General features: G+C 34.7%; 20 protein-coding genes and 1 tRNA gene. 18 read left to right on the forward strand and 3 right to left on the reverse strand.

The annotated features are described in order from the left end of the window. Positions 1–264: 264 nt before the first annotated feature. Genes CPHY_RS06430 through CPHY_RS06440 form a run of 3 tightly spaced genes read right to left on the reverse strand, consistent with a single transcriptional unit; the run spans position 265 to position 3,498 of the window. Complete coding sequence (locus CPHY_RS06430) at positions 265–1,425, reverse strand: ABC transporter permease (protein WP_012199255.1); 1,161 nt, start codon at positions 1,423–1,425, stop codon at positions 265–267. Next, positions 1,412–2,554, reverse strand: coding sequence for an ABC transporter permease (locus tag CPHY_RS06435; RefSeq protein WP_012199256.1), 1,143 nt, complete (start codon positions 2,552–2,554; stop codon positions 1,412–1,414). The genes CPHY_RS06430 and CPHY_RS06435 overlap by 14 nt, the downstream gene beginning before the upstream one ends. Positions 2,555–2,565: 11 nt before the next feature. Continuing rightward, a complete protein-coding gene (locus CPHY_RS06440; protein WP_012199257.1) occupies positions 2,566–3,498 on the reverse strand; it encodes an ABC transporter ATP-binding protein in 933 nt (310 codons plus the stop codon). A gap of 597 nt (positions 3,499–4,095) precedes the next feature. On the opposite strand from CPHY_RS06440, the gene CPHY_RS06445 reads away from it, so the two are divergent. From CPHY_RS06445 to CPHY_RS06525, 18 genes are all read left to right on the forward strand, one after another. Beyond that, on the forward strand, positions 4,096–4,986 hold the full coding sequence (locus CPHY_RS06445) for a class I SAM-dependent methyltransferase (RefSeq protein ID WP_012199258.1): 891 nt from the start codon (positions 4,096–4,098) through the stop codon (positions 4,984–4,986). Positions 4,987–4,988: 2 nt separating this feature from the next. Next, positions 4,989–6,143: a trans-sulfuration enzyme family protein gene (locus tag CPHY_RS06450; RefSeq protein ID WP_012199259.1), complete on the forward strand. Its 1,155-nt coding sequence runs from the start codon at positions 4,989–4,991 to the stop codon at positions 6,141–6,143. A gap of 74 nt (positions 6,144–6,217) precedes the next feature. Next, positions 6,218–7,192: a PLP-dependent cysteine synthase family protein gene (locus CPHY_RS06455; protein WP_330370911.1), complete on the forward strand. Its 975-nt coding sequence runs from the start codon at positions 6,218–6,220 to the stop codon at positions 7,190–7,192. Positions 7,193–7,513: 321 nt separating this feature from the next. Then, positions 7,514–8,419: a LysR family transcriptional regulator gene (locus CPHY_RS06460; protein WP_012199261.1), complete on the forward strand. Its 906-nt coding sequence runs from the start codon at positions 7,514–7,516 to the stop codon at positions 8,417–8,419. 504 nt (positions 8,420–8,923) lie between these two features. Continuing rightward, positions 8,924–9,967, forward strand: coding sequence for a methionine ABC transporter ATP-binding protein (locus CPHY_RS06465; protein ID WP_012199262.1), 1,044 nt, complete (start codon positions 8,924–8,926; stop codon positions 9,965–9,967). Next, the gene (locus CPHY_RS06470) at positions 9,951–10,631 is read left to right on the forward strand and encodes a methionine ABC transporter permease (RefSeq protein WP_012199263.1); all 681 of its coding nucleotides are present in this window, start codon (positions 9,951–9,953) and stop codon (positions 10,629–10,631) included. The genes CPHY_RS06465 and CPHY_RS06470 overlap by 17 nt, the downstream gene beginning before the upstream one ends. A 12-nt stretch (positions 10,632–10,643) precedes the next feature. Further along, on the forward strand, positions 10,644–11,603 hold the full coding sequence (locus CPHY_RS06475) for an L-lactate dehydrogenase (protein WP_012199264.1): 960 nt from the start codon (positions 10,644–10,646) through the stop codon (positions 11,601–11,603). 83 nt (positions 11,604–11,686) lie between these two features. Continuing rightward, the gene (locus tag CPHY_RS06480) at positions 11,687–12,514 is read left to right on the forward strand and encodes a MetQ/NlpA family ABC transporter substrate-binding protein (RefSeq protein ID WP_012199265.1); all 828 of its coding nucleotides are present in this window, start codon (positions 11,687–11,689) and stop codon (positions 12,512–12,514) included. A gap of 60 nt (positions 12,515–12,574) precedes the next feature. Beyond that, positions 12,575–13,954, forward strand: coding sequence for an FAD-binding oxidoreductase (locus CPHY_RS06485; protein WP_012199266.1), 1,380 nt, complete (start codon positions 12,575–12,577; stop codon positions 13,952–13,954). A gap of 77 nt (positions 13,955–14,031) precedes the next feature. Beyond that, entirely contained in the window at positions 14,032–15,213 is a 1,182-nt protein-coding gene (locus CPHY_RS06490) for a pyridoxal phosphate-dependent aminotransferase (protein WP_012199267.1), read from the forward strand. A gap of 29 nt (positions 15,214–15,242) precedes the next feature. Beyond that, positions 15,243–15,312 (forward strand) — tRNA-Met (locus CPHY_RS21650). Positions 15,313–15,418: 106 nt separating this feature from the next. Beyond that, entirely contained in the window at positions 15,419–15,964 is a 546-nt protein-coding gene (locus CPHY_RS06495) for a hydrolase (protein ID WP_012199268.1), read from the forward strand. 508 nt (positions 15,965–16,472) lie between these two features. Then, on the forward strand, positions 16,473–18,218 hold the full coding sequence (locus CPHY_RS06500; protein ID WP_041704100.1) for an ABC transporter ATP-binding protein: 1,746 nt from the start codon (positions 16,473–16,475) through the stop codon (positions 18,216–18,218). Further along, positions 18,208–20,103 carry an ABC transporter ATP-binding protein gene (locus CPHY_RS06505; protein WP_012199270.1) on the forward strand — a complete coding sequence of 632 codons (1,896 nt, stop codon included), beginning with the start codon at positions 18,208–18,210 and terminating at the stop codon, positions 20,101–20,103. Before CPHY_RS06500 ends, CPHY_RS06505 begins: the two co-directional genes overlap by 11 nt. A gap of 210 nt (positions 20,104–20,313) precedes the next feature. Next, the gene (locus CPHY_RS06510) at positions 20,314–21,390 is read left to right on the forward strand and encodes a sensor histidine kinase (RefSeq protein WP_012199271.1); all 1,077 of its coding nucleotides are present in this window, start codon (positions 20,314–20,316) and stop codon (positions 21,388–21,390) included. Positions 21,391–21,478: 88 nt separating this feature from the next. After that, positions 21,479–22,102, forward strand: a complete 624-nt coding sequence (locus CPHY_RS06515; protein ID WP_012199272.1) for a response regulator transcription factor — start codon at positions 21,479–21,481, stop codon at positions 22,100–22,102. A gap of 89 nt (positions 22,103–22,191) precedes the next feature. Beyond that, entirely contained in the window at positions 22,192–22,854 is a 663-nt protein-coding gene (locus CPHY_RS06520) for a response regulator transcription factor (protein WP_012199273.1), read from the forward strand. A 26-nt stretch (positions 22,855–22,880) separates the two neighbouring features. Continuing rightward, complete coding sequence (locus CPHY_RS06525) at positions 22,881–23,876, forward strand: sensor histidine kinase (protein ID WP_012199274.1); 996 nt, start codon at positions 22,881–22,883, stop codon at positions 23,874–23,876. The last annotated feature ends 56 nt before the right edge of the window (positions 23,877–23,932 follow it).

The raw sequence follows: 23,932 nt of genomic DNA on the forward strand, positions 1-23,932 counted from the left end.
GTTTGTTTGTCAAGCAATTGGAATATTATTTATGTATAGAAACAATAAAGAGATGTAATAAAAAGATGTAATAAAAAGATGCATAAAGAGATCAATAAAGAGATCAATAAAGAGTTGCAAGGGCTTTTCTTATTAGAAAATAAATAGCGAGAATGATTTCATATTCTGAGCTTATCTTTAAGCTAGAAAGAGTATGAATCATTCTCGCATTTTTATTATTCATTTATACAATTATTCATTAACACTTAAAGTATTTATCCAAAACTAACAAGCTTGAGTCTTTCTTTTTGTAATTACCAACGAGATACCAAAGATAGCAATCGCAAAGCAAAATTGTATTAAAATACCAAATATAACATCTTTTAAAACACTTCCAACAAGTTTTGTATTTTTTCCTATAATCTTATTCGTAATAACGTACCAGTACGAAGGTAAAAATTTTGAAATGTAAAGTATTTGTTTACTCATAACCGACTGAGGAACAAATACACCACCTAAAAAGCATAGTCCAAGAGATACTGAGTTACTAAAGATAGCGATTGTTTCCACGGAATTACTAAATATACCAATGAGATAGGATATGCTAAAACTAACAATGAGGAAGGTAAAGCTATTCAGTAGATAAAATCCGTATACACCAGAGTGTATCATGTCAGCTCCTACTAGAATAAAAGGAAATAGCATAAGTATAACCCAAATAATAATAGCAACTATGATGTTAGCAAGAGATAATTCAAAATTACGCTTTTTTAAAGAAAAAGATGCACAAACCGTTCTGTTTTTTATATCTTTTTGATTAAATAGTATGAGAATTAAACTAATGCAGGATACCAATATTGCAACCATCGGGTAAGGGAGGTATTGAAAATAGTAATTACATCTTGGAGCCTCCTCTAAACTATGATTATCTAATTGAAGACTAACTGGCGCATTGGTTTGCATGATATCTTTCGTTTTTAACATAGCATCTGATGGTGTATACCCAATTGCAAGATAGGTTTTTAAATATTTCATGATTTGCTCAAATTGTATATTAGATAATGCTGTAACACCAGCATCAGGTGCTTCTAAAGTTTCTAGTGGCAAATCTTTCCCGGCGATAAGATTTTCTTCAAATCCAGCTGGTATAATGATGATTTCATAGACCGTATTAAAGAAAAGTTCGTCTTGAAAAACTTCAGGATCATCTTCTAGTTCAGTCAATATATGGAGTTCACCAATATAATTCTTAAGTTCCATACTAGTTGCTGAATGATCACGGTCAATGACAGAAAGTTTCAGTTTTATGTCTTTAAAATTAATCTGATCTTCTGGAGAACCATTTTGTACGGCAATGGAGCTAAGACCTAAAAAGACTACTAGATTAATGATAATACTCCATTTATTTTTAGCTAATAGTTTAAAAAATGTATTAAATACTATCATATCGTTCCCTCCTGAGTATCAAAAAGCTTGCTAAAATAAAGATTGCTGCAATGACTATTAAGGATACAATATCACTTGTAAATCTAGAATAATCACTAAATACGGTTAGACTATAAAAAGCATCTGTTATCAAAGAAGCGGGATTGATCCGATTTAATAACGGAACATTCACTTCTATGACGTGTTTTATTGTATCAACCATTAAACCACTGAGGAAACTAAATACTAAGCTAATTCCGGTAACTATAGAAAAGCGTAGTGCTTCATGACCTTTGCTAATAGATCCAACAAATTGACCATAAGCAATACCAATTACACTACCAATAAATACAGTAAGCAAAAAGAAAAGTGGCTGATCCCCAATTGGTATACCAAGAACTAATCTAAGATAGATCCATACAACAATCAGTTCTAGAAAATGAATGGTTACAGCTGCAGAGGAATCTGCAAGGATTAATATTAACTTATTGGTTGGAGTAATGCATCTTCTTGCAGCTACTGGTTTTTGGTTACCTTGAATATCCATACTATTGCTTAGACCTAAATAACTTCCAAACATGCATGCCATTGCAATTAAGGAGTAGAAATATTGGATAAAGCCGTTGGTATTCTTTCCATTCAGTGATACTTTCACAATATTTTGGGCATCGGATTGTAATAGTGATATTGCTTTCGGAAGAGATTGCGGATTGTTTCTTGCAATATCCTCTATTGCTTTGCTCATTCGGCTATATTGATCTAGAAATTGTTTTAAAATATTGGTTTGTAGCTCACTATCAGATACAAATAGTTCCACAGTATCAGATAGCACTATGATCCCATTCACTGTTCCCTCTCTAAGCATTTGATCTGCTTCTTCCCTTGTTGTCTTTGTAACTTGAAACATTGGAGTTTCATCTTTATAAGTAACTGATGGAAGAACAGATAATAGAGCATGTTCTTGTGGTAGCTCTTTTTCAATCACAACAGCAACAGGGATGCTATCCATAACACCAAGATTTAACATTGCATCACCAAAAGCAGCACGAAATAATGTCCCCAATATAAGAGGAAAGAAAAATGCCCAAAAAAGTATGGTTGGAGTCTTTAAAAAGTATTTGATACGGTATTTATATTGATGAAAAAACATAAGTGCCTCCTTTAATCTCTAAGCTCCTTGCCGGTTATTTCAAGGAAAACGTCATTTAGGGTTGGAAGTTCTGTATAGACACGGCCAAATGCTACTTCATTTGACTGTAGATAGTTAAGAACTCGAATTAGGTTATGCTTTCCTCCACTGCAACTAATTAATAGTTTCTGGTCGACATAATCAACTTTATAAACATGAGGAAGCTCTTTTATATTATCAAGATGCTTCTCATCCAACTCTAATACTTCAATGCAGATGGTCTCACCCGTCTTTATCATAGCTTTTAATTGTTCCTTCGTACCCACTGCTATCGTTTTACCTTTATCAATAATAGCAACACGACTGCAAATTTGTTCAACTTCTTCCATGTAATGAGTGGTATAGATAATTGTTGCACCTTTCTTATTTAAATCCACAATACCTTCTAATATCCGGTTTCTACTTTGCGGGTCTACTGCTACGGTGGGTTCATCCAAGATAATTAATTCTGGTTTATGAGCTATTCCACAAGCAATATTTAATCGGCGTAACAAACCACCGGATAATTTTTTAGGATAAAACTTTGTGAAATCCTCTAACCCAACAAACTCGATTGCTTCCCTTACAAGCTTTTTTCTTTCATTTTTATCTTTTACATATAAACCACAGAAATAATCGATATTGTCATAGACAGTTAATTCGTTAAAAACTGCTACATTTTGAAGAACCACTCCGATTTTACGTTTCAAATCGTAGCTATCTGGTCTCATAGGTTTCCCAAAAACCTCAATATTTCCTTTATCAAAGTTTAGCAAAGCTAAGATACATCCAATAGCAGTTGATTTACCAGACCCATTTGGACCTAGCAGACCAAAGATTTCACCTTTTTCTATACATAAGTTCAAGTGGTCAAGAGCTAGGAGATCTTTATATCTTTTTACGAGATTTTCAACTTTAACGATCATATAATATCCTCCAATTATTTTAGTTATGAGATTATTATAAAAATATTTAGATGCATTTGGTAGTGTTTTCCGTCAGGTGTTAATGTGACATTTATCACATTTTAGGAAATGAGTATGGAGATGGCTTAGAGTTAATGGATTGTACTTATTAATTTAAATTCGAAAAGATAGAAAATCTTCAGAAAAATTTAGAAATATATTGACATATGTTTCATGAGGTCATATACTATACTAAACATATCAAAATAGTATGAATTATTTTAAAGAGGGAGTTTATATGACTACACTAAATTTTCTAACTAATAAAGCAGAATGTTGTTGCAGGGGCAAGTTTAATTGCATATTACTTGTGCCTGTAGCTTCGTGCTGCTTTATAGAAACATAGTAGAGTAGTCTATCTCTTTTTCTAGACAATTCCTAAACATGTGAAAGACAGGTGCATTGTATGGTGTACCTGTTTTTTTGCGTTTAAAAGAATTTTTTGAAGGATTTATGGAGGGCGTATTTTTAAAACCTATATTTCTAACAGAAAGAATTAAAAAATTCAGAAACGTAAAAAATTAGTTCCCTCATGAATAAAAAAAGGAGTGAGATTTTATGCAACAAACCGAAGCCAGTATGACAGCGAAAATATGTGCATTTACTAGAGCCTATCATTCAAAATTTGCATCAAATAAAGTTTATGACGATTATTTGGCTTATGAAATGATAGGAGAGAAGGAATTTGAGCTTATAAAAGATATGCTTGATAAGATGATGAAGAAGCAAGATTTTCAATTATCTGAATCTACGTGGGATAGAGCGTTGGATGAGTTTGTTTCACCAATCATACTATCAAGAATAAAGTATACAGAAACATGTTTAAAAAAATATGTTGAAGATAGCAATGAAATACAATACGTTAATTGCGGTGCTGGTATGGATTCATTTGCATTTCGTAATACAGATAAACGGATTCAGATATTTGAATTGGATCACCCCAATACACATCACTATAAGTTAAATAGAATAAAACAATTGGAGTGGTTGATTCCAAACAATGTACATCATATTTCTATTGATTTTGACAAGCAAAATATGATGGAATCGTTAATAGAAGCAGGTTTTCAACCAGCTAAAAAGACATTCTTTGCAATACTTGGAGTGACCTATTATCTAGAATTAGAGTCTTTCGCTAAAATCATCAGAGATATGTCGCAGCTTACAGATAATGAAAGTATTGTGGTACTAGATTATCCGGACAGTAATTTATTTGATCATGAATTAGGTAGAATGAAGATACTAAAGAATTTGACAAATCGGTTGGGAGAAGAGATGAAAGGGGTAATGAGCCGTGAGGAATTAACTAAGGTATTTGGTATAAATGGATTTACCATTATAGAAAGTCAAGATGCTAAGGAGATTCAAAATAATCTTCTTAATAATAGCTCATTAAAAGCATACCAAAACGTCAATTTTATTACAGCAAAAAAAGAGAAGGAGATATAAGTATGGACAAATTTAATAAGATTTCAACAACATTAATTCATGGAGGTATTGACGGAGATGAGAGAACTGGAGCAGTGAATGTTCCAATCTATCAGACGTCAACTTATAAACAGGAAGGGTTAGGAAAGCATAAGGGATATGAATATTCGAGAACCGGAAATCCCACTAGAGAAGCCCTTGAGAAACTTATTGCTGATTTAGAGGAAGGCTTATATGGGTTGGCATTTGCCTCAGGTATGGCAGCCACGACAGCTGTTTTAACCTTATTTGAAACGGGTGACAAGATATTAATATCAAAAAATGTGTATGGTGGAACCTTCCGAGTGCTAGATAAAATTTTTAGTCAGTTTGGTATCCATTATGAGATCGTAGATACGAATGATTTAGAACTTCTTGAAAATTCTTTGTCTGAAGAAGTTAAGGCTGTATTTATTGAAAGCCCTGCAAATCCTTTAATGACAGTAACGGATATTAAAGCCGTATCGGAAGTTACTAAAAAGCAGGGGAAATTATTAATCGTTGATAACACATTTATGACTCCGTATTTACAACGCCCTCTGACACTTGGAGCTGACATTGTAGTCCATAGTGCAACAAAGTACTTAGGTGGGCATAGTGATCTTATTGCAGGGCTAGCTGTTGTAAATGATGATGCTCTGGCAAAAAAATTATACTTTATACAGAATGCAACAGGGGGAATTCTTCAACCGTTTGATGCCTTTTTGTTAATACGTGGAATGAAAACTCTAGGGGTTAGGCTAGACCGCCATCAGGAGAATGCAAAGGCTGTAGCGGAGTGGCTTTTAGATCAAGATGCAGTAAAAAATGTATATTATCCGGGGCTGACAACATTTGAAGGCTATGAAATCCAGAGGAAGCAAGCAGACGGACCGGGTGCTATGATATCCTTTGAATTGAACGAGGGGTATCATATCGAAAAGTTTTTTGGTGAATTAAAGCTGATAACACTAGCAGAAAGCCTTGGCGGTGTAGAATCACTAGTATGCCATCCAGCCAGCATGACACATGCGTCGATACCGGAGGAAATAAGAAAGCAAGTTGGAATATCAAATCAATTAATCCGCCTCTCGGTTGGAATTGAAAACAAAGAAGATATTATTGCAGACCTTAAGAATGCAATACTTTTAGCTAAATAAATATTCTGAAAGATTTAATTTAATTTGATAGTATTATAATCGATTGAATGATGTCTTGGTGGAATAATGCCTTGGTGGTTTTATTAAGTATCACTATGTTTGACATTTGCGCACAAGTCTGCGCAGGAATTGAGGTTGCTATGTTATATGATAATATGCAGGAGTTAATCGGGAATACGCCCCTTGTGAAATTAAATTATGTAGGGGTTCCAAAGGAAGTGAATTTATATGCAAAGCTAGAATATTGGAACCCTTCCGGAAGTGTAAAGGATAGAACCGGGCTTTATATGATAAAGGATGCAGAAGAAAAAGGGTTATTAAGAAGAGGAGCAACAATCATTGAGGCAACTGCGGGGAATACAGGCTTAGGAATTGCTATGGCAGCCTTAAACCGTGGATACCGGGTTATCTTTGTTGTGCCTACGAAATTTTCTGTAGAAAAACAAACCTTATTACGCGCTCTAGGTGCAGAGATTATCAATACACCACGTGAGGAAGGAATGCAAGGTGCGAATCATAAGGCATCAGAACTGTTAAATGAAATTCCGGGTTCGATATCTCTTCGTCAGTTTGATAACCTTGCAAATCCCAAAGCGCATTATGAAACGACAGGTAAAGAAATATATCAAGATTTAGGGGACTCGATTCATTACTTTATTGCAGGTGCAGGCAGCGGTGGCACCTATTCTGGAATCGTTAAGTATTTAAAGGAGAGAAATCCTAAGATACAAGGTATATTAGCTGACCCTGTTGGATCTACCATGGGAGGCGGAGAACATGCTGATTATGATATTGAGGGGATTGGAAACGATTTTATTGCAGGAACAATGGATATGAGTTTAGTGGATGATGTTGTAAAGATAACGGATACGGAAGCATTTGAAGGGGCGAGACTGCTGGCATTAAAAGAGGGAATAATTGCAGGGTCATCCTCTGGTGCAGCTTTGGCAGCAGTAATAAAATTAGCAGAGAAAGTTAAAAAAGGAAACATTGTAACCCTATTTCCGGATCGAGGGGATAGATACTTCAGTAAAAATTTATACTTATAAGATAGATAATTGTTTAGTTATACACTAAGAAACTTAAAGCCATTTTTCTCTATAATGTTAGAAAATAAGCAAAGAAACGAATTAAGACATTAGTTGAAATAAGCTCTGCAGGGGTATCATAAATTATTTTAATGGTGTAAAATAGAAAATAAACGTAGTTAAAAAACGATATGCTTAACGGAAAGATAAACGTAGTTAAAAACGATATACTAATGGAAAGCTTTTGAAATATTATAAAAATAGCATTTGAAATAATATAAAAAACGATTGCAAAAGTTCGCAATTTAATTTATAAAGTAAAAAAAATTATTGGGAGGACACATGACACTACAGCAGTTAAGATATGTAATCACGATAGCAGATTGCGGTTCTATGAATGAAGCTGCAAAACAGCTTTTCATCTCACAACCTAGCCTTTCGGGAACGATAAAGGAACTGGAATTAGAAATAGGTTTTGATATCTTTCTTCGTTCGAATCGAGGAATCGTAATAACTCCGGAAGGAGAAGAGTTTCTTACCTATGCAAAGCAAGTATCAGAGCAATATCGGTTATTGGAAGATAAGTATATTGAAAAGAAGTCAAAGAAAAAATTCAGTGTATCTATGCAACATTATAGTTTTGCAGTAAAAGCCTTTGTTGAGGTAGTGAAAAAGGTTGGGATGGAGCAGTATGAATTTGCAGTTCATGAAACTAAGACCAATGAAGTGATAGAAAATGTAAAGAATTTTAAGAGTGAATTAGGAGTATTATATCTCAATGATTTTAATGAACAGGTTATGACTAAGGTTCTTAGAGAGAATAGTTTAGAATTTGTAGAGTTATTTCAATGTGACACTTACGTATATCTTTGGTCTGAGCATCCGCTTGCAAACAAAGAAGTCATTTCTATGAAAGAATTAGAAGAGTACCCATGTCTAGCTTTTGACCAAGGCAAAAATAACTCCTTCTATCTAGCAGAAGAAGTTAAGAGTACTTATGACTACAAACGTATTATTAAAGCAAATGATAGAGCTACAATGTTAAATTTAATGATAGGCTTACATGGATATACCCTATGCTCCGGAATCATTTGCGAGGAATTAAACGGGGATGACTATAAAGCTGTACCTTTGGTTGAAAGTGAAAAAATGAGAATTGGCTACATTAAACGAAAAGGCTCTATTATCAGTAATAATGGTGAATTATATATCAAGGAGCTAATGAATTATAAAGACATGGTGTTATAGGTTTAACCTATAACAGATTATCAGTTTTGAGTATTAACACTTTCTTTTTTTGACTGTTATAATAGCAACATAAGAACTACAGCAGATAAGAAACATACAAGGTAATCAATAAATTATAGTAAGAAATAGATAACCTAAGGAAGATATACAAAATAACGGAAGGGAGAATTTCGATGCGTACTGTTAAATCAATAAATACTATGTATATGATAAATATGATGATGTGTTGCAACGGTGGATGTATGTGTAATAACATGCCTAATTCAGTGCGCTCAAATTCCGGTTTTTTGTAAGATTAGAGTTATTATGATCTGATAAAAGAACAAGGGAAACAGGGTGCATGAGTATATGTACCCTGTTTTTTTGCGGGAAACTTGCAGGATAGAAGAATGAAAAGTAGAAAAAAATCAGGTCATCAAATTTGTGTCAGCGCTGTATCCACAAACTTGATATGAAGCAATATCTCGAAAATGAGACATGAGCAGCGTAGAAAAGAGGTTATTAATGATTCGATTTGAAAATCTTAGCAAGACATTTTCTTCCGGTGATCGATTGGTTGATGCTGTTAAAAATGTTAATTTAACTATTGAAAAAGGTAAGGTTTATGGCATCATTGGTTTTTCCGGAGCAGGAAAGTCCACCCTAGTAAGGTGTATCAATTTATTAGAGAAACCAACGGAAGGGAAAGTCTACATCGGCGATGTTGAACTTACTGCATTAAAATCAAAGGAACTTAGAAAACAGCGAAGAAAAATTGGAATGATCTTTCAACACTTTAATTTATTTGCATCCAGAACGGTATTCCAAAATGTTGCGTACTCTCTAAAGCATCAAGGTTTATCAAAAAAGCAAATTAAGGATAAAGTCAATGAGTTATTAAAGCTGGTTGGTCTTGAGGAAAAAGCAAATGAATATCCATCAAAACTTTCTGGTGGGCAAAAGCAGAGAGTGGCAATAGCAAGGGCGCTAGCAAATGATCCGGATATCTTACTGAGTGATGAGTCTACCAGTGCGCTAGATCCACAAACTACAGTTTCAATTCTAAAACTGCTTAAAGAAGTTAACCAAAAGCTTGGTATCACAATCGTCATCATCACCCATGAGATGCAGGTAGTAAAAGAAATTTGCGATAGAGTTGCAGTAATGGAGAATGGTGAAGTTGTGGAAGAAGGGGATGTATTTGAGATATTTGCAAACCCACAGAAGAAGATAACAAAGGATTTTGTTGATAGTACTTCAAATCTTTCAAGAATCTATAACTACATAGATGAGAAAGCAAAGATTACAGAACTTAAACAAGGGGAGTGTATCTTACGATTCAAGTACTTGGAGAGAAGCACATCAGAGGCTCTCGTATCACAGTTGTCAAGGGAATTTTCATTGAACATTAATATCATTTTTGGAAACATTGAGCTTATTGGTGAAAATCCAATCGGTGGTTTGGTTTCTATCGTAAGTGGTAAGAAGGAAGATATTGATGATGCAATAAAGTATTTACAAGATAAAAATGTTGGAGTGGAGGTGATACTTGATGCAAGAGCTTCTTGAAAAATATCTACCAAATGTAATGTCGAAGCTACCTGACTTTTATAAAAGTATTTCTGAAACGCTACAGATGGTTTTAAAAGCAGGAATCGTGATTTTTATTATTGGATTGTTAATAGGAATTATCCTAACTGTAACAAAAAAGGATGGAATACTTCAAAATCTAGCAATTTATCAGGTTCTTGATAAGGTAGTCAATTTCTTTCGCTCCATTCCGTTTATTATTTTACTTGCAGGTCTGATTCCTCTTACAAGATTGATATCTGGAACAGCAATCGGAGTGAAAGGAGCAATCGTTCCATTGATTTTTGGTACAGCACCATTCTTCTCAAGGCAAGTAGAAACTGCTCTAGCAGAAATGAATCCAGGACTAATTGAAGCTGCGCAAGCGATGGGAAGTGGTCCGATTGAAATCATTTTTCGAGTACTATTAAAGGAATGTATTCCCGGATTAGTCAGAGCAACAACCATAACAGCGATTAACTTAATTAGTTTAACTGCAATGGCTGGAGCTATTGGTGCGGGGGGGCTTGGCGATTTTGCAATCAGATTTGGTTATCAACGTAATCAAACGGATGTAACTTACGCATCAGTGGTTGTTTTAGTGCTACTGGTAAGCGTTATTCAAATTGTTGGTAACGTGGTATCAAGAAAATGTACACATTAGGAGAAAAAAGTTATGGCAAAACCAAGAAAAGTCATTATTATCGGAGCAGGTCACGTAGGATCTCATGCTGGATATGCACTGGCAGAGCAGGGGCTTGCAGAAGAAATTATCTTTATTGATATTGATAGAGAAAAAGCGAAAGCACAAGCACTGGATATCTACGATGCTACAGTATACCTACCACACAGAGTTAAGGTAAAATCGGGTGATTATAGTGATGCAGCTGATGCAGATCTCATGGTGATTGCAGTAGGAACCAATCCAGATAAAAATAAGGGTGAAACAAGAATGAGTACCCTTACGAATACTGCTCTAATTATTAAAGAGGTAGCTTGGCATATCAAAAATTCAGGTTTTGATGGTATGATTGTTAGCATTTCAAATCCAGCAGATGTAATAACACATTATTTACAGCATTTACTTCAGTACTCATCCAATAAAATTATTTCAACAAGTACGGTACTAGACTCTGCCAGACTTAGAAGAGCAATTGCAGATGCTGTTGAAATTGATCAAAAATCAATCTATGGATTTGTTCTTGGAGAACACGGAGAAAGCCAGATGGTTGCATGGTCAACGGTATCTATAGCTGGAAAACCAATTTTGGAACTAATCAAGGAAAAACCTGAAAAATATGGGCAGATTGATCTTTCTAAGCTTTCTGATGAAGCTAGAGCAGGGGGATGGCATATCCTAACTGGAAAAGGCTCAACGGAATTTGGTATTGGTGCATCACTAGCTGAGGTTACACGAGCCATTTTCTCAGATGAGAAGAAGGTATTACCAGTATCTACTCTCTTAAATGGTGAGTATGGCCAGCATGATGTCTATGCATCTGTTCCTACGGTACTTGGAATTCATGGTGTAGAAGAAATCATTGAGCTAAATTTGACACCTGAAGAAAAGGGAAAATTCGATGCTTCTTGTAGAACAATGAAAGAAAATTTTCAGTATGCATTGACGCTATCATAAGATATGCCCAATTATGATAATGCATAGTAAGAAGTTGTGAGTTATTAAAATTTAAAATAAAAGGATAGAAAAGGGGAAAATTTATGAGAAAATTAAAAAAATTAGGTATTTTAGCGTTAGGATTAACTTTAGCTTTTGCAGTAACAGGATGCGGAAAGAAGGATGCAGCTAAGGATAACAAAGTAGTTAAGGTCGGTGTTGTTGGTGAATCGAATGAAATGTGGGTACCTGTCATTGAAGAACTTAAGAAAGAGGGAATTGAAGTTCAATTAGTAACATTTACAGATTATAATACTCCAAATGCTGCTTTAAATGGGGGTGAAGTTGATTTAAATGCATTCCAGCATTATGCTTATCTTAATAAAGAGAAAGACAACAATGGGTATAAGATTGATTCAATCGGTGATACATTTATCTCCGCAATGAATATCTATTCCAAGAAGATTGATAATTTAAGTGGGATAAAAGAAGGGGATAAGGTTGCAGTTCCTAATGATGCTACTAACGAAGGTAGAGCATTAAAGGTTCTTGAAGCAGCGGCGCTTATCGAATTAAACAAAGCTGCAGGTGACAGCCCGGAAGTGAAGGATATAACTGCAAATCCTTTCAATCTTGAGTTAGTAGAAGTAGATGCAGCAAATGTTTATGCTTTACTTCCAGATGTAACGATTGCAGTAATTAATTGTAATTATGCTTTAGACAATGGTTTAAATCCGGGAAAAGATTCATTATTCCAAGATAGTGTAAGTATCTATGCAGGGAAGAATTATGTAAACCTGATTGCAGCAAGAACTGAAGATTTAGATAATGAAGTGTATAAAAAGATTGTAAAAGCATATCAATCCGACGCAGTAAAAGATGTTTATGCAGATACCTTTAAGGGATCTTATCTAGCTGCATGGGAGGAGTAAATTCTTTCAATTGGGATGTTACAATATTTGTAACATCCCAATTGAAAGCGGTGTGAAGTTATGGCAGAGGTTAATGTTAAAATATTAAATAGTATAATCAATGATGGTGATAGGATTCTTATTGATAAAATAGATGATAGTTACCTTAGTGATGCGCTGGGACGTATCAAAGGACATGCAGATGTGGTTTTGTTTCCCGTAAATGTAGATGAAGTTTCAAAGATTATGAGATATGCTTGGGAAAACCAGATTCCTGTTACACCAAGGGGCGCAGGAACAAATTTAGTTGGATCTACTGTACCCGTAGAGGGAGGAATTGTACTTGATTTAACAAGAATGAATCAGATCATTGAATTTGATGAAGAAACTATGACTGCCACAGTAGAGGCTGGGGTAGTATTAGCCGATTTTCAAGAGTATGTGGAGGCAAAAGGGTGTTTTTATCCACCGGATCCAGGAGAAAAAACTGCAACAATAGGTGGAAATATCAGCACGAATGCGGGAGGAATGCGTGCTGTTAAATATGGCGTTACCAGGGATTATGTCAGAGGCTTAGAAGTAGTACTTGCCAATGGAGAAATTCTATGGGTCGGGAGTAAGAATGTAAAAGATGCGAGTGGTTTGTCACTTAAAAACCTGATTGTAGGTTCGGAGGGTACCTTAGCAATCATAACAAAGTGCATTCTTAAGATAATCCCCAAACCGGAAGTCACATTAAGTGTACTTCTTCCCTATCGTGATGTTAAGACTGCGATTCCTGGCGTTCTAACTATTATCAAAGAAAACGCAAATCCTACAGCAATTGAATTTATTGAAAGAGATGTTATAAAATTGGGGGAGGATTATACTGGCCTGTCATTCCCGTATCCGAAAGCCGGAGCATACATTTTGATGACCTTTGACGGCCGCAGTCTTGAGTTAGAAGGAAACGTAGAGCGAGTAAAAAAATCGGCAATAAAACAAGGTGCACTTGATGTTTTGATTCTTGATAGTGAAGAATTATTGATGAATGTATGGAAGATAAGAGGTTGTTTTGTTAAGGCGGTAGAAGCAGTATCAGAGCAGGAACCAGTTGATTTAGTGGTACCAGTAAATAAAATCGTTGAATTTATATCTTATGTAAGTGAATATGAGAAAAAATCAGGGATGAGGATGATTCGATTTGGCCATGCTGGGGATGGAAACATCCATCTTTGTATGGTAAGAGGTAACCGAAGCGATGACAAATGGGAAAAAGAATTGCAGGAACATCTGAATGCTATATATCAGAAAGCATTTTTACTCGGAGGACTGACCTCTGGAGAGCATGGTATTGGATTAAGCAAAAGGATTTTTTACCTGAAGGAGACTGCACCACAGAATTTAGAATTGATGCGGCAGATGAAAAGAGCCTTTGATGAGAGGGAGATATTAAATCGACATAAGACATATTTAGCATAGGAATGGTGCATACAAGTTTGTGCTCTTAAACGACAAACATGTTAATACAAAGAGTGTGCACAGGAAAGGAAAAATTTATGAAACCATTAAGTGAACGAACTGCCAATTTTTCGGATTCTGTTATCCGTAGAATGACCAGAATATCGAATCAATACGATGCCATTAATTTATCTCAAGGGTTCCCGGATTTTAATCCACCCAAAGAGATCACAGATAGACTTGCTAACATAGCAGGAGAAGGTCCTCATCAATATGCACTTACATGGGGAGCTGAGAATTTTAGGTATGCTCTTGCTAAGAAACAGGAACAGTTTTCTGGAATGAAGATTAATCCAGATACTGAGATTGTAGTTACCTGTGGAAGTACAGAAGCAATGATGGCAGCAATGATGACAGTAACAAATCCTGGGGATAAAGTAATTATATTCTCTCCTTTTTATGAAAATTACGGTGCTGATGTCATACTTTCCGGTGCGGAACCTATCTATGTACCACTAAAGCCTCCTGCCTTTTCCTTCGATGCAAATGAGCTAGAAGATGCATTTAAAAAAGGTGTAAAGGCATTAATTTTATGTAATCCATCGAATCCTTGCGGTAAAGTATTTACTTACGATGAATTAAAAATTATTGCAGACCTTGCAATAAAATATGATACTTATGTTATTACTGATGAAGTATATGAACATATCATATACGAGCCTAATCAACATATTTATATGGCGACCTTGCCTGGTATGAGGGAAAGAACGATCATATGTAGTTCGCTATCCAAAACATATTCCATCACTGGTTGGCGTTTAGGATATGTAATAGCAAGTCCTTTTGTAATAGAAAGGGTAAAAAAAGTCCATGACTTTTTAACGGTTGGAGCAGCAGCACCTTTAATGGAAGCAGCGGTTGTAGGGCTTAATTTTGGTGAAGAATATTATAAAGAGCTACAAAAACATTATACACAGAAAAAAGATCTGTTTATTGGTGGATTGTCTGATTTGAAACTAAACTTTACAGATCCACAAGGAGCATATTATGTATTAGTGGATGTTTCTGAATTTAATGTAAAAGACGACGTAAGATTTTGTGAATGGTTAGCCAGAGAAGTTGGTGTAGGAGCAGTACCAGGCTCTAGCTTCTTTAAAGAAGAGGTGAATCACCTTATTAGGCTTCACTTTGCAAAGAAGGATGAAACCTTAATTGGAGCATTGGATCGACTAACCGATTTAAGAAAGAAAGCAATCCAAAGCAATGGATATTTTAAATAAAAGTAATGAATGATCATTTTAATTCATTGGGTGTCGTGGCCAAGAGGAAGGCGGGAGTCCCATAAACTCTTAATCCTGGTTCGAATCCAGGCGGTACCGTAACAGGAAACAAGATAAGAATCAATAATTTTTGCCAGCGCAGCACCTAAAAATATGATATAGTTGTATTGCAAGCAAGAAGAGTAGCGCAGAAATGAGGTAAGGAATGAAACGTGAAGAAGCATGGAAACTTCTAACAGAATTTAATAAAGAAGAATTTCATCTAGAGCATGCTCAGATTGTTGAGCAGACAATGAAGTATTTTGCTAAAAAATTAGGATATAATGAGGAAGAAGATTTTTGGGGAATTGTTGGATTACTGCATGATTTAGATTTTGAGCAATTTCCGGACGAACATTGCATCAAAGAGCAAGAGATAATGAGAGAGCGTGGGGTAGATGAGAGAATAATCCATGCTGCAGCAAGTCACGGCTATGGTATTACGGTAGATATAAAACCAGAGCATGAGATGGAAAAAATCCTTTATGCGGTAGATGAGCTTACAGGACTTATCGGAGCAGTGGTGATTATGAGACCATCCAAAAGTGTTCAGGACCTGGAACTTAAGTCTGTTAAGAAAAAGTATAAAAGCAAAGGCTTTGCAGCAGGCTGTTCCCGTGAAGTAATTGAAAGAGGTGCGGACATACTTGGGTGGACATTAGATGAGTTACTTCAAGAGACCATAGATGCATTAAAAACATTTCGTGATTAAATTGTATAATTAAGATACTTAATACATTTGGTTCTCATTTTAGCATTAGACTAGTCATGAATATTTGTGAAATACAGATTTGAAATACTGAGTGAGAGACTTTTTTATCTTTCACTCAGTGATCTTTTATCAGCATTTTTATCTGAAAACTTAATAATACGTATAGTCTCATAAGATATACAATGCTAAGTAATGAGGGGAAGATCATTATAAAGCGCCAAGAAGTTGTTAAGAATAAGTAAACAGTTTCCGTAGAAATATGCCTATATAATAAAAAATATAAAATTGAACCCATAGATAATTTGACAAATAAATTTTATTTATATAAAATAGTTATATCGAGCAGCTTTCTTGCGTAAGTCCAGATATTAAGGTCTGACTGCGCTTTTTTTTTGGTCTTAGCTATAAAGTGTCAAAATGAAAGAAAAATAGAGAAAGTCCGAAATTATTTCTTAATACAGAAAGCTGTCAATTAATAAGAAAAATGTAAAGGAGATGAGCAATGTCAATGTATAAAGTACTTGCTAAAAGTATACGGGAATTTAAAAAGCATTCCATCAAAGCTCCTGTATTCGTTTCATTTGAGGTTATGATGGAATGTACCATACCTTTTATTACAGCAAAACTCGTAAATCAAATAAAAGCTGGATGCGATTTTGGTGTTATTGCAAGATATGGTCTTCTTTTAGTAGTAATGGCTTTACTATCACTAATGTTCGGAACAATAGCTGGTACTGCTTGTGCTACTGCCTCCACAGGCTTTGCGCGTAATTTAAGAAAAGACTTATTTTATAGGATTCAAACGTATTCATTTGAAAATATTGATCGTTTTTCCGCATCATCATTAGTTACTAGACTTACTACTGATGTATCAAATGTTCAGAATGCTTACATGATGATAATTCGTACGGCAATCAGATGTCCTTTAATGCTTATCTTTTCCTTTACCATGGCATTTGTCATGGGTGGTAAAATGGCGTTTATCTTTCTATTCGTTGTACCTGTCCTTGGGTTTGGCTTATTTTTTATCATTCGAAAAGTAATGCCACTATTTAAAAAGGTATTTCGTAAGTATGACGTACTGAATAATTCCATTCAGGAAAATGTAAAAGGTATGCGTGTAGTAAAATCTTATGTTAGAGAAGATTACGAAAAGAGTAAATTCGAAGTAGCAGCGGGAGATGTATGTGCTGATTTTACAAGAGCAGAAAAGATTTTGGCTTTTAATAATCCTTTGATGCAGTTTTGTTTATATACTGTTATGGTTTTCGTTTTATACTTTGGTTCTTACACCATCATTACATCAAGAGGTCTTGATTTAGATGTAGGACAGTTTTCTGCATTACTTACTTATAGCTTCCAGATTTTAAGTAGCTTAATGATGTTATCTATGGTATTTGTCATGATTACAATTGCTAGTGAGTCAGCAAGCCGTATCGTAGAAGTTTTACAGGAGGAAAGTACTCTAACGAGTCCAGAACTTAGTCTTAAGGAAGTAAAGAATGGCTCAATAGATTTTGAACAGGTAAGTTTTAAATATTCAAAGAAAGCAGAACGTATGTCCCTTGAAGAAATTAATCTTCATATTAAATCAGGCGAGACGATAGGAATTATTGGTGGTACTGGTTCTTCAAAATCATCCTTGATTCAATTAATCCCTCGACTTTATGATGCTACGAAAGGCGTTGTAAAAGTTGGTGGTGAAGATGTAAAAAAATATGACCTAGATTCCCTTCGTAATCAAGTAGCAGTGGTTTTACAAAAAAATGTTTTATTTTCCGGTACGATTAAGGAAAACCTTCGTTGGGGAAATAAAGAAGCAACAGAGGAAGAGCTTGTAGAAGCATGTAAGTTAGCTGGGGCGGATGAATTTATATCAAGATTTCCAGATGGATACGATACTTATATTGAACAGGGCGGTGCCAATGTATCAGGTGGACAAAAGCAGCGTCTATGTATTGCCAGAGCACTACTAAAAAACCCTAAGATCCTTATAATGGATGATTCTACGAGTGCAGTTGATATGAAGACAGATGCTTTGATTAGAAAATCGTTAAAAGAGTTTATCCCTGAGACAACAAAAATTATTATTGCTCAGAGAACAGCGTCTGTAGAAGATGCTGACCGCATTATTGTTATGGAGGGCGGTACTATTAATGCTATTGGAACTCATGCGGAACTAATTAGGAGCAACAATATCTATCAAGAAGTTTATTTATCACAGAATAAGGTAGGTGATCAGGATGCAGAATAAGCCAGTAATCAAGCGAAAAGGTGTACTAAAGCGCCTGATAAAAACATTATTTGAATTTTATCCAGTTATGTTACCGATTGTAGTAGTTTGTATCGTCTTTAATGCAGTGATATCCTCCATCCCTTCTATCTTTATGCAGAATATCATATCATCGGTGGAAAGTACTTGGCAGACTGGAGATTGGAAATCTGTATCCGGACATATTGCCGGGCTGGTAGGATTGTTAGCAACCTGCTACGTTCTATCCTTAGCAGCCTCTTTCGCATTTAACCGAATGATGGCTATTATAACACAAGGTTCTTTAAAGAAATTGCGTGTAAAAATGTTTCATGGTATGCAGAATCTTCCGATTCAATATTTTGATACACATAATCATGGAGATATCATGAGTTACTATACAAATGATATTGATACTTTACGTCAGATGGTTTCTCAAAGTATACCTCAGTTAATGACTTCAGGTATCATTGCAATTACCGTATTTTGTATTATGCTATATTTTAGCGTTTGGATGACCCTTGTGGTTTTAGTTGGTGTATTCTTCATGTATAAAATCACTAAAAAAGTTGGTGGCGGGTCTGCTAAGTATTTTATTCGTCAACAGGCGGCTCTTGGTAAAGTGGAAGGTTATGTCGAAGAGACGATGAACGGACAGAAAGTTGTAAAAGTCTTCTGTCATGAGGAAGAATGTAAAGCTGGTTTTGATGAGATCAACGACGCATTATTCGCAGATGCCGAAAGAGCAAATAAATATGCTAATACACTAGGACCAATCTTAAATAATATTGGAAATATCCTTTATGTAATTGTTGCATTATTTGGTGGATTTTTATTACTTACCGATGCACCAAACGTAAGTATATCAGGATTTGCTATCAGTATAAGTATTGTAGTACCATTTTTAAATATGACGAAGCAGTTTTCTGGAAATATCAATCAAGTATCGCACCAGATTAATGCAGTTGTTATGGGACTTGCAGGAGCTTCTCGAATCTTTGAACTTATCGATGAGTTGCCAGAAGAGGATGAAGGTAATGTAACGTTAGTGAATGCCAGAGAAGAAAATGGAGCAATAGTAGAATGTAAGGAACGTACCGGAATTTGGGCTTGGAAATATCCACATGACGATGGAACAGTATCTTATACAAAACTAACCGGTGATGTTAGGATGTTTGATGTAGATTTTGGATATGTAGAAAATAAGACCATATTGCATAACATAACCCTGTATGCAGAGCCAGGACAGAAAATAGCTTTTGTTGGTGCGACTGGTGCTGGTAAGACAACAATCACAAACCTTATCAATCGTTTTTATGATATCGCAGATGGTAAGATTCGATATGATGGTATCAATATAAATAAAATCAAAAAGTCAGACCTTCGTCGTTCCCTTGGTGTGGTTTTACAAGATACCAATCTTTTTACCGGAACAGTTATGGACAATATTCGTTATGGTAAGCTAGATGCTACGGATGGGGAATGTATTGAGGCTGCAAAATTAGCAGGTGCTCATGATTTTATTACGCGTTTGCCGGATGGTTATCAGACACCACTTACTAGCAACGGATCTAATTTATCTCAAGGACAGAGACAGCTATTAGCTATTGCACGAGCAGCAGTTGCTGATCCTCCGGTAATGATTCTAGATGAGGCTACTTCCTCCATTGATACCCGTACCGAAGCAATTGTACAGCGAGGCATGGATGCATTAATGAAGGGCCGTACGGTATTTGTAATAGCTCATCGACTTTCTACTGTTAAGAATTCCGATGTGATTATGGTTTTAGAACAGGGCCATATCGTAGAACGTGGTAATCATGATCAGCTAATTGCTGAAAAGGGAAAATATTATCAGTTGTATACCGGTGCTTTTGAATTAGAATAGGGATTCACGAATTTGAAATTGATTATAATATTAGGTCGCTTGTTTTTTTACAAGCGGCCTTTTTGATTTACAAGATAATAAAAGGAAAAATTAAGAAAATTGTTTAACAATAGAGAAGGAATATGGTAAACTTATGATAATTAGGATCTAAATTTCTATAGCAAAAGGATTCATAGCGATAGCTGTGATTCATGAAGGGAGTAAGACTGTTTGAATTCCATCTATGATCGGTTACTTATACTAATATGTTGCAGTTTTTTTCTTGATATAAATACAAATATAAAGTATGCAGTGATAGCTTTACTGGTTGCAATGGCAATTAGCGAATTTAATTATGTAATGGAAAAAGAACTATTCTTGTATGGAAGTTATATTTGCTATTTTCTACTCTGCTTTTTTATGCCACAATTCTTCGCCTTTTTACCACTGCTATTATACGAGGCAGTTTGTTTTCGTAAGAAGACGTTAAGTATTGCAGTCGTATTTACTGCTGGCTATCAATTGGTGCAGTTTGATTCAACTTTTAAGTGTTTGTTTTTTATCATGTTACATATTATTTCTGTAACATTTGCGGTACGAACGATGAAGCAAAGCCAATTGAAGGCGCAATTATTTAAACTACAAGACACAACCAAAGAATCTAATATGGAGTTAGAGGCCAGAAATCAAGAACTTATCAGGCAACAGGATACCGAGATTTATTTAGCTACACTAAAAGAAAGAAATCGAATTGCCAGAGAGATACATGATAATGTCGGTCATATGTTGTCTCGTTCTATCCTAATAGTAGGAGCAGCCATTGCGGTAAATAAAAATGAGGAAAGCAATGAATTACTTTGCGGGTTAAAAGATACATTATCAGACGCTATGAATTCCATACGATTAAGCGTTCATGATTTGCACGATGGTGCAATTGATCTGAGAACGAGTGTAGAACAGTTGGTGAATGATTTTTCTTTTTGCAAGGTGGAATTAGATTATGATATGGGAAATGTGGTAAATCGGAATGTAAAGTATTGTTTTTTAACGATATTAAAAGAATCATTTTCCAATATGATAAAGCATAGCAACGCCACAAAGGTGGAGGTATTACTACGGGAGCATCCGGGCATGTACCAGTTACTGATAAAAGATAATGGTACTGGAGGAAAAAAGACGTCAGAAGAAGGAATCGGATTAATGAACATGAAGGATAGAGTGAATGCATTAGGAGGAAATATTACGATTACTTCTGAAAAAGGATTTCGGATATTTGTAATGATCCCAAAAACGCAGGAAGAGAAATAGTAGGTTTGTGTCTACACTGCAAATACAAACTTGATGATACGCATTGGCTTGCAAGTAATCAAATAGTAACTTAGAAATGGGGTAAAGGATGAGAATTGTAATAGTTGATGATGACCGTTTGGTATGTTCATCTTTAAAGGTTATCTTAGAAATGGATTCTGAGATTAAAGTAGAAGCTATCGGAAATGATGGGCGTGAAGCCATTACTCTATATGAGAAGTATACTCCTGATGTGCTATTAATGGACATTCGTATGTCTACAATGAGCGGCATTGATGCAGCAGAAAAAATATTAGTGAAACATAAAGATGCTAAGATATTATTTTTAACAACATTTTCAGATGATGAATATATTGTGAAGGCATTAAAGATTGGCGCAAAAGGATATTTGTTAAAACAAGACTATGATAGTATACAGCCTGCGTTAAAGGCGGTTTCCATGGGTCAAAGTGTATTTGGTTCAGATGTTATAACCAAGTTACCAGACTTAATGCAGAAGAAAAAGGAATTCCCTTATGGGGCATATCAGCTAACAAAGAAGGAATACGAACTTCTAACTATGGTCGCGGAAGGACTTAGTAACAAAGAAATCGCAGATGTCATGTTCTTAAGTGAAGGTACAGTTAGGAATTATTTAAGTAATTTGATGTTGAAACTAGATGTTAGGGATCGTACACAGGCAGCTATTTTTTATTATAAGCAGATGCAGTGAGGGGATACGATGGTTAATATTGAAGAACTTTTTTACCAAAAGATTAAAGTAGGTACAGAAGTATTAAAGATTCGAAAGGAGAGACGAATATGAATCACATTTTAGTGGTTGAAGATGATGAAAAACTACGAAATGGATTGGTATTATCCTTATCGTCAAACAATCAAGAAGTCAAAGCAGCCCCCTCTATTAAATCGGCGAAAGAATTACTTAAGATACATAAGTTTGATTTATTAATATTAGATTGTAATTTGCCAGATGGTAACGGAATTGAATTTTGTAGAGAAATAAGCGGAGCAACAGAGATTCCTATCATATTTTTAACTGTCAATGATACTGAAATTGATATTGTATCAGCATTTCGTGTGGGAGCAACGGATTATGTAACGAAACCATTCTCTATTATGGTATTAAGGGAAAGAGTTAAAGCAGCATTAAGGCGAAATAAATGTAGAGATGATATATATAAAGATGATTATTACTATTTTAATTTTACTGCTTTGGAATATAAGATAGAAGGGGTAGAAGTTATATTAAGTGTTGTAGAGCAGAAAATAATAAAACTATTGGTCTGTAATAAAAATAAGATTATACCAAGGGAAAGACTAATAGATTTGGTATGGTCCTGTAATGAAGAATTTATTGATGATAATGCACTTACTATGGCTATCAAAAGGTTACGTTTTAAAATCGGAAATGAAGCTATAAAAACGGTATATGGATTAGGATATATGTGGGTTGGGAAAATTTAAAGTAGATTTAATAAAGGGGATAATAAATGTTTATTGCTAAATATTTTATTACAATTTTTATATGGTCTATGGTTTATGTTATACTTTCGCAGTATTTATTATTTGATATGTTTATTCTAATATATATTGCTGGAGTCTTAATAATTTCTCTGTTTTTTATGTTTCTACTTCATACGCAAAAGGAAAAACTTCGACATAGCCTAAGTGATATTTTTGATAAATCTTGGTATGATTATAATTATTCAGAACAGGAAGCATCTATTTTTGAATATAAGTTTTATCAATTTATACAATCCAATATTACTATAACAAAAAGTATTCAAAAGGAAAAAGAGCAAATACATAGTTTAATAACCGACATCTCACATCAAATAAAAACTCCTTTGTCGAATATCATTTTGTATGCGGATTTGTTACAAGAAGAATATAATGATGAGCGCATAAATAACATAAGTTCAGAAGGAGAAAAGTTAAAATTCTTATTTGATGCAATGATAAAAATGTCACGCTGTGAAAGTGGATTAATTCTTGAAAATTTACAGCGAAAAGAAAATTATATAAAAGAATTATTGACAAATGCGGTATCTAGTATTTATAAAGATGCAGAACAAAAGAATTTAGACATACAAATAGATTGTAATTCCAATATTAAAGCTTTCTTCGATATGAAATGGACAACGGAAGCAATCTCTAATATTCTAGATAATGCAGTTAAGTATTCATCAGTTGGCAGTAATATAGAGATAACGGTTAATGATTATAATTTGTATATTGAAATTGAAATCACAGATCATGGAATAGGGATAGAAGAGCATGAACAACAAAATATATGGAGACGGTTCTATCGTAGTGATTCTGTAAAGGAATTACAAGGAGTAGGTATCGGCCTTTATTTGACGTCTAATATTATATTAAATCAAAAGGGTTATCTAAAAGTAAAAAGCAAATTAGGTGAAGGAAGTACATTCAGTGTTTTTTTAAGCAAATTAAAAAGTGATGAATGTATTAGTTCTCCAATATAAAATAAAAAGTGATTACTGTGTTGGTTCCAATTATAAAATAAAAAGTGATGAATGTG

Origin of the sequence: Lachnoclostridium phytofermentans ISDg, from assembly GCF_000018685.1 — a bacterium.
Classification (GTDB): Bacteria; Bacillota; Clostridia; order Lachnospirales; family Lachnospiraceae; genus Lachnoclostridium; species Lachnoclostridium phytofermentans.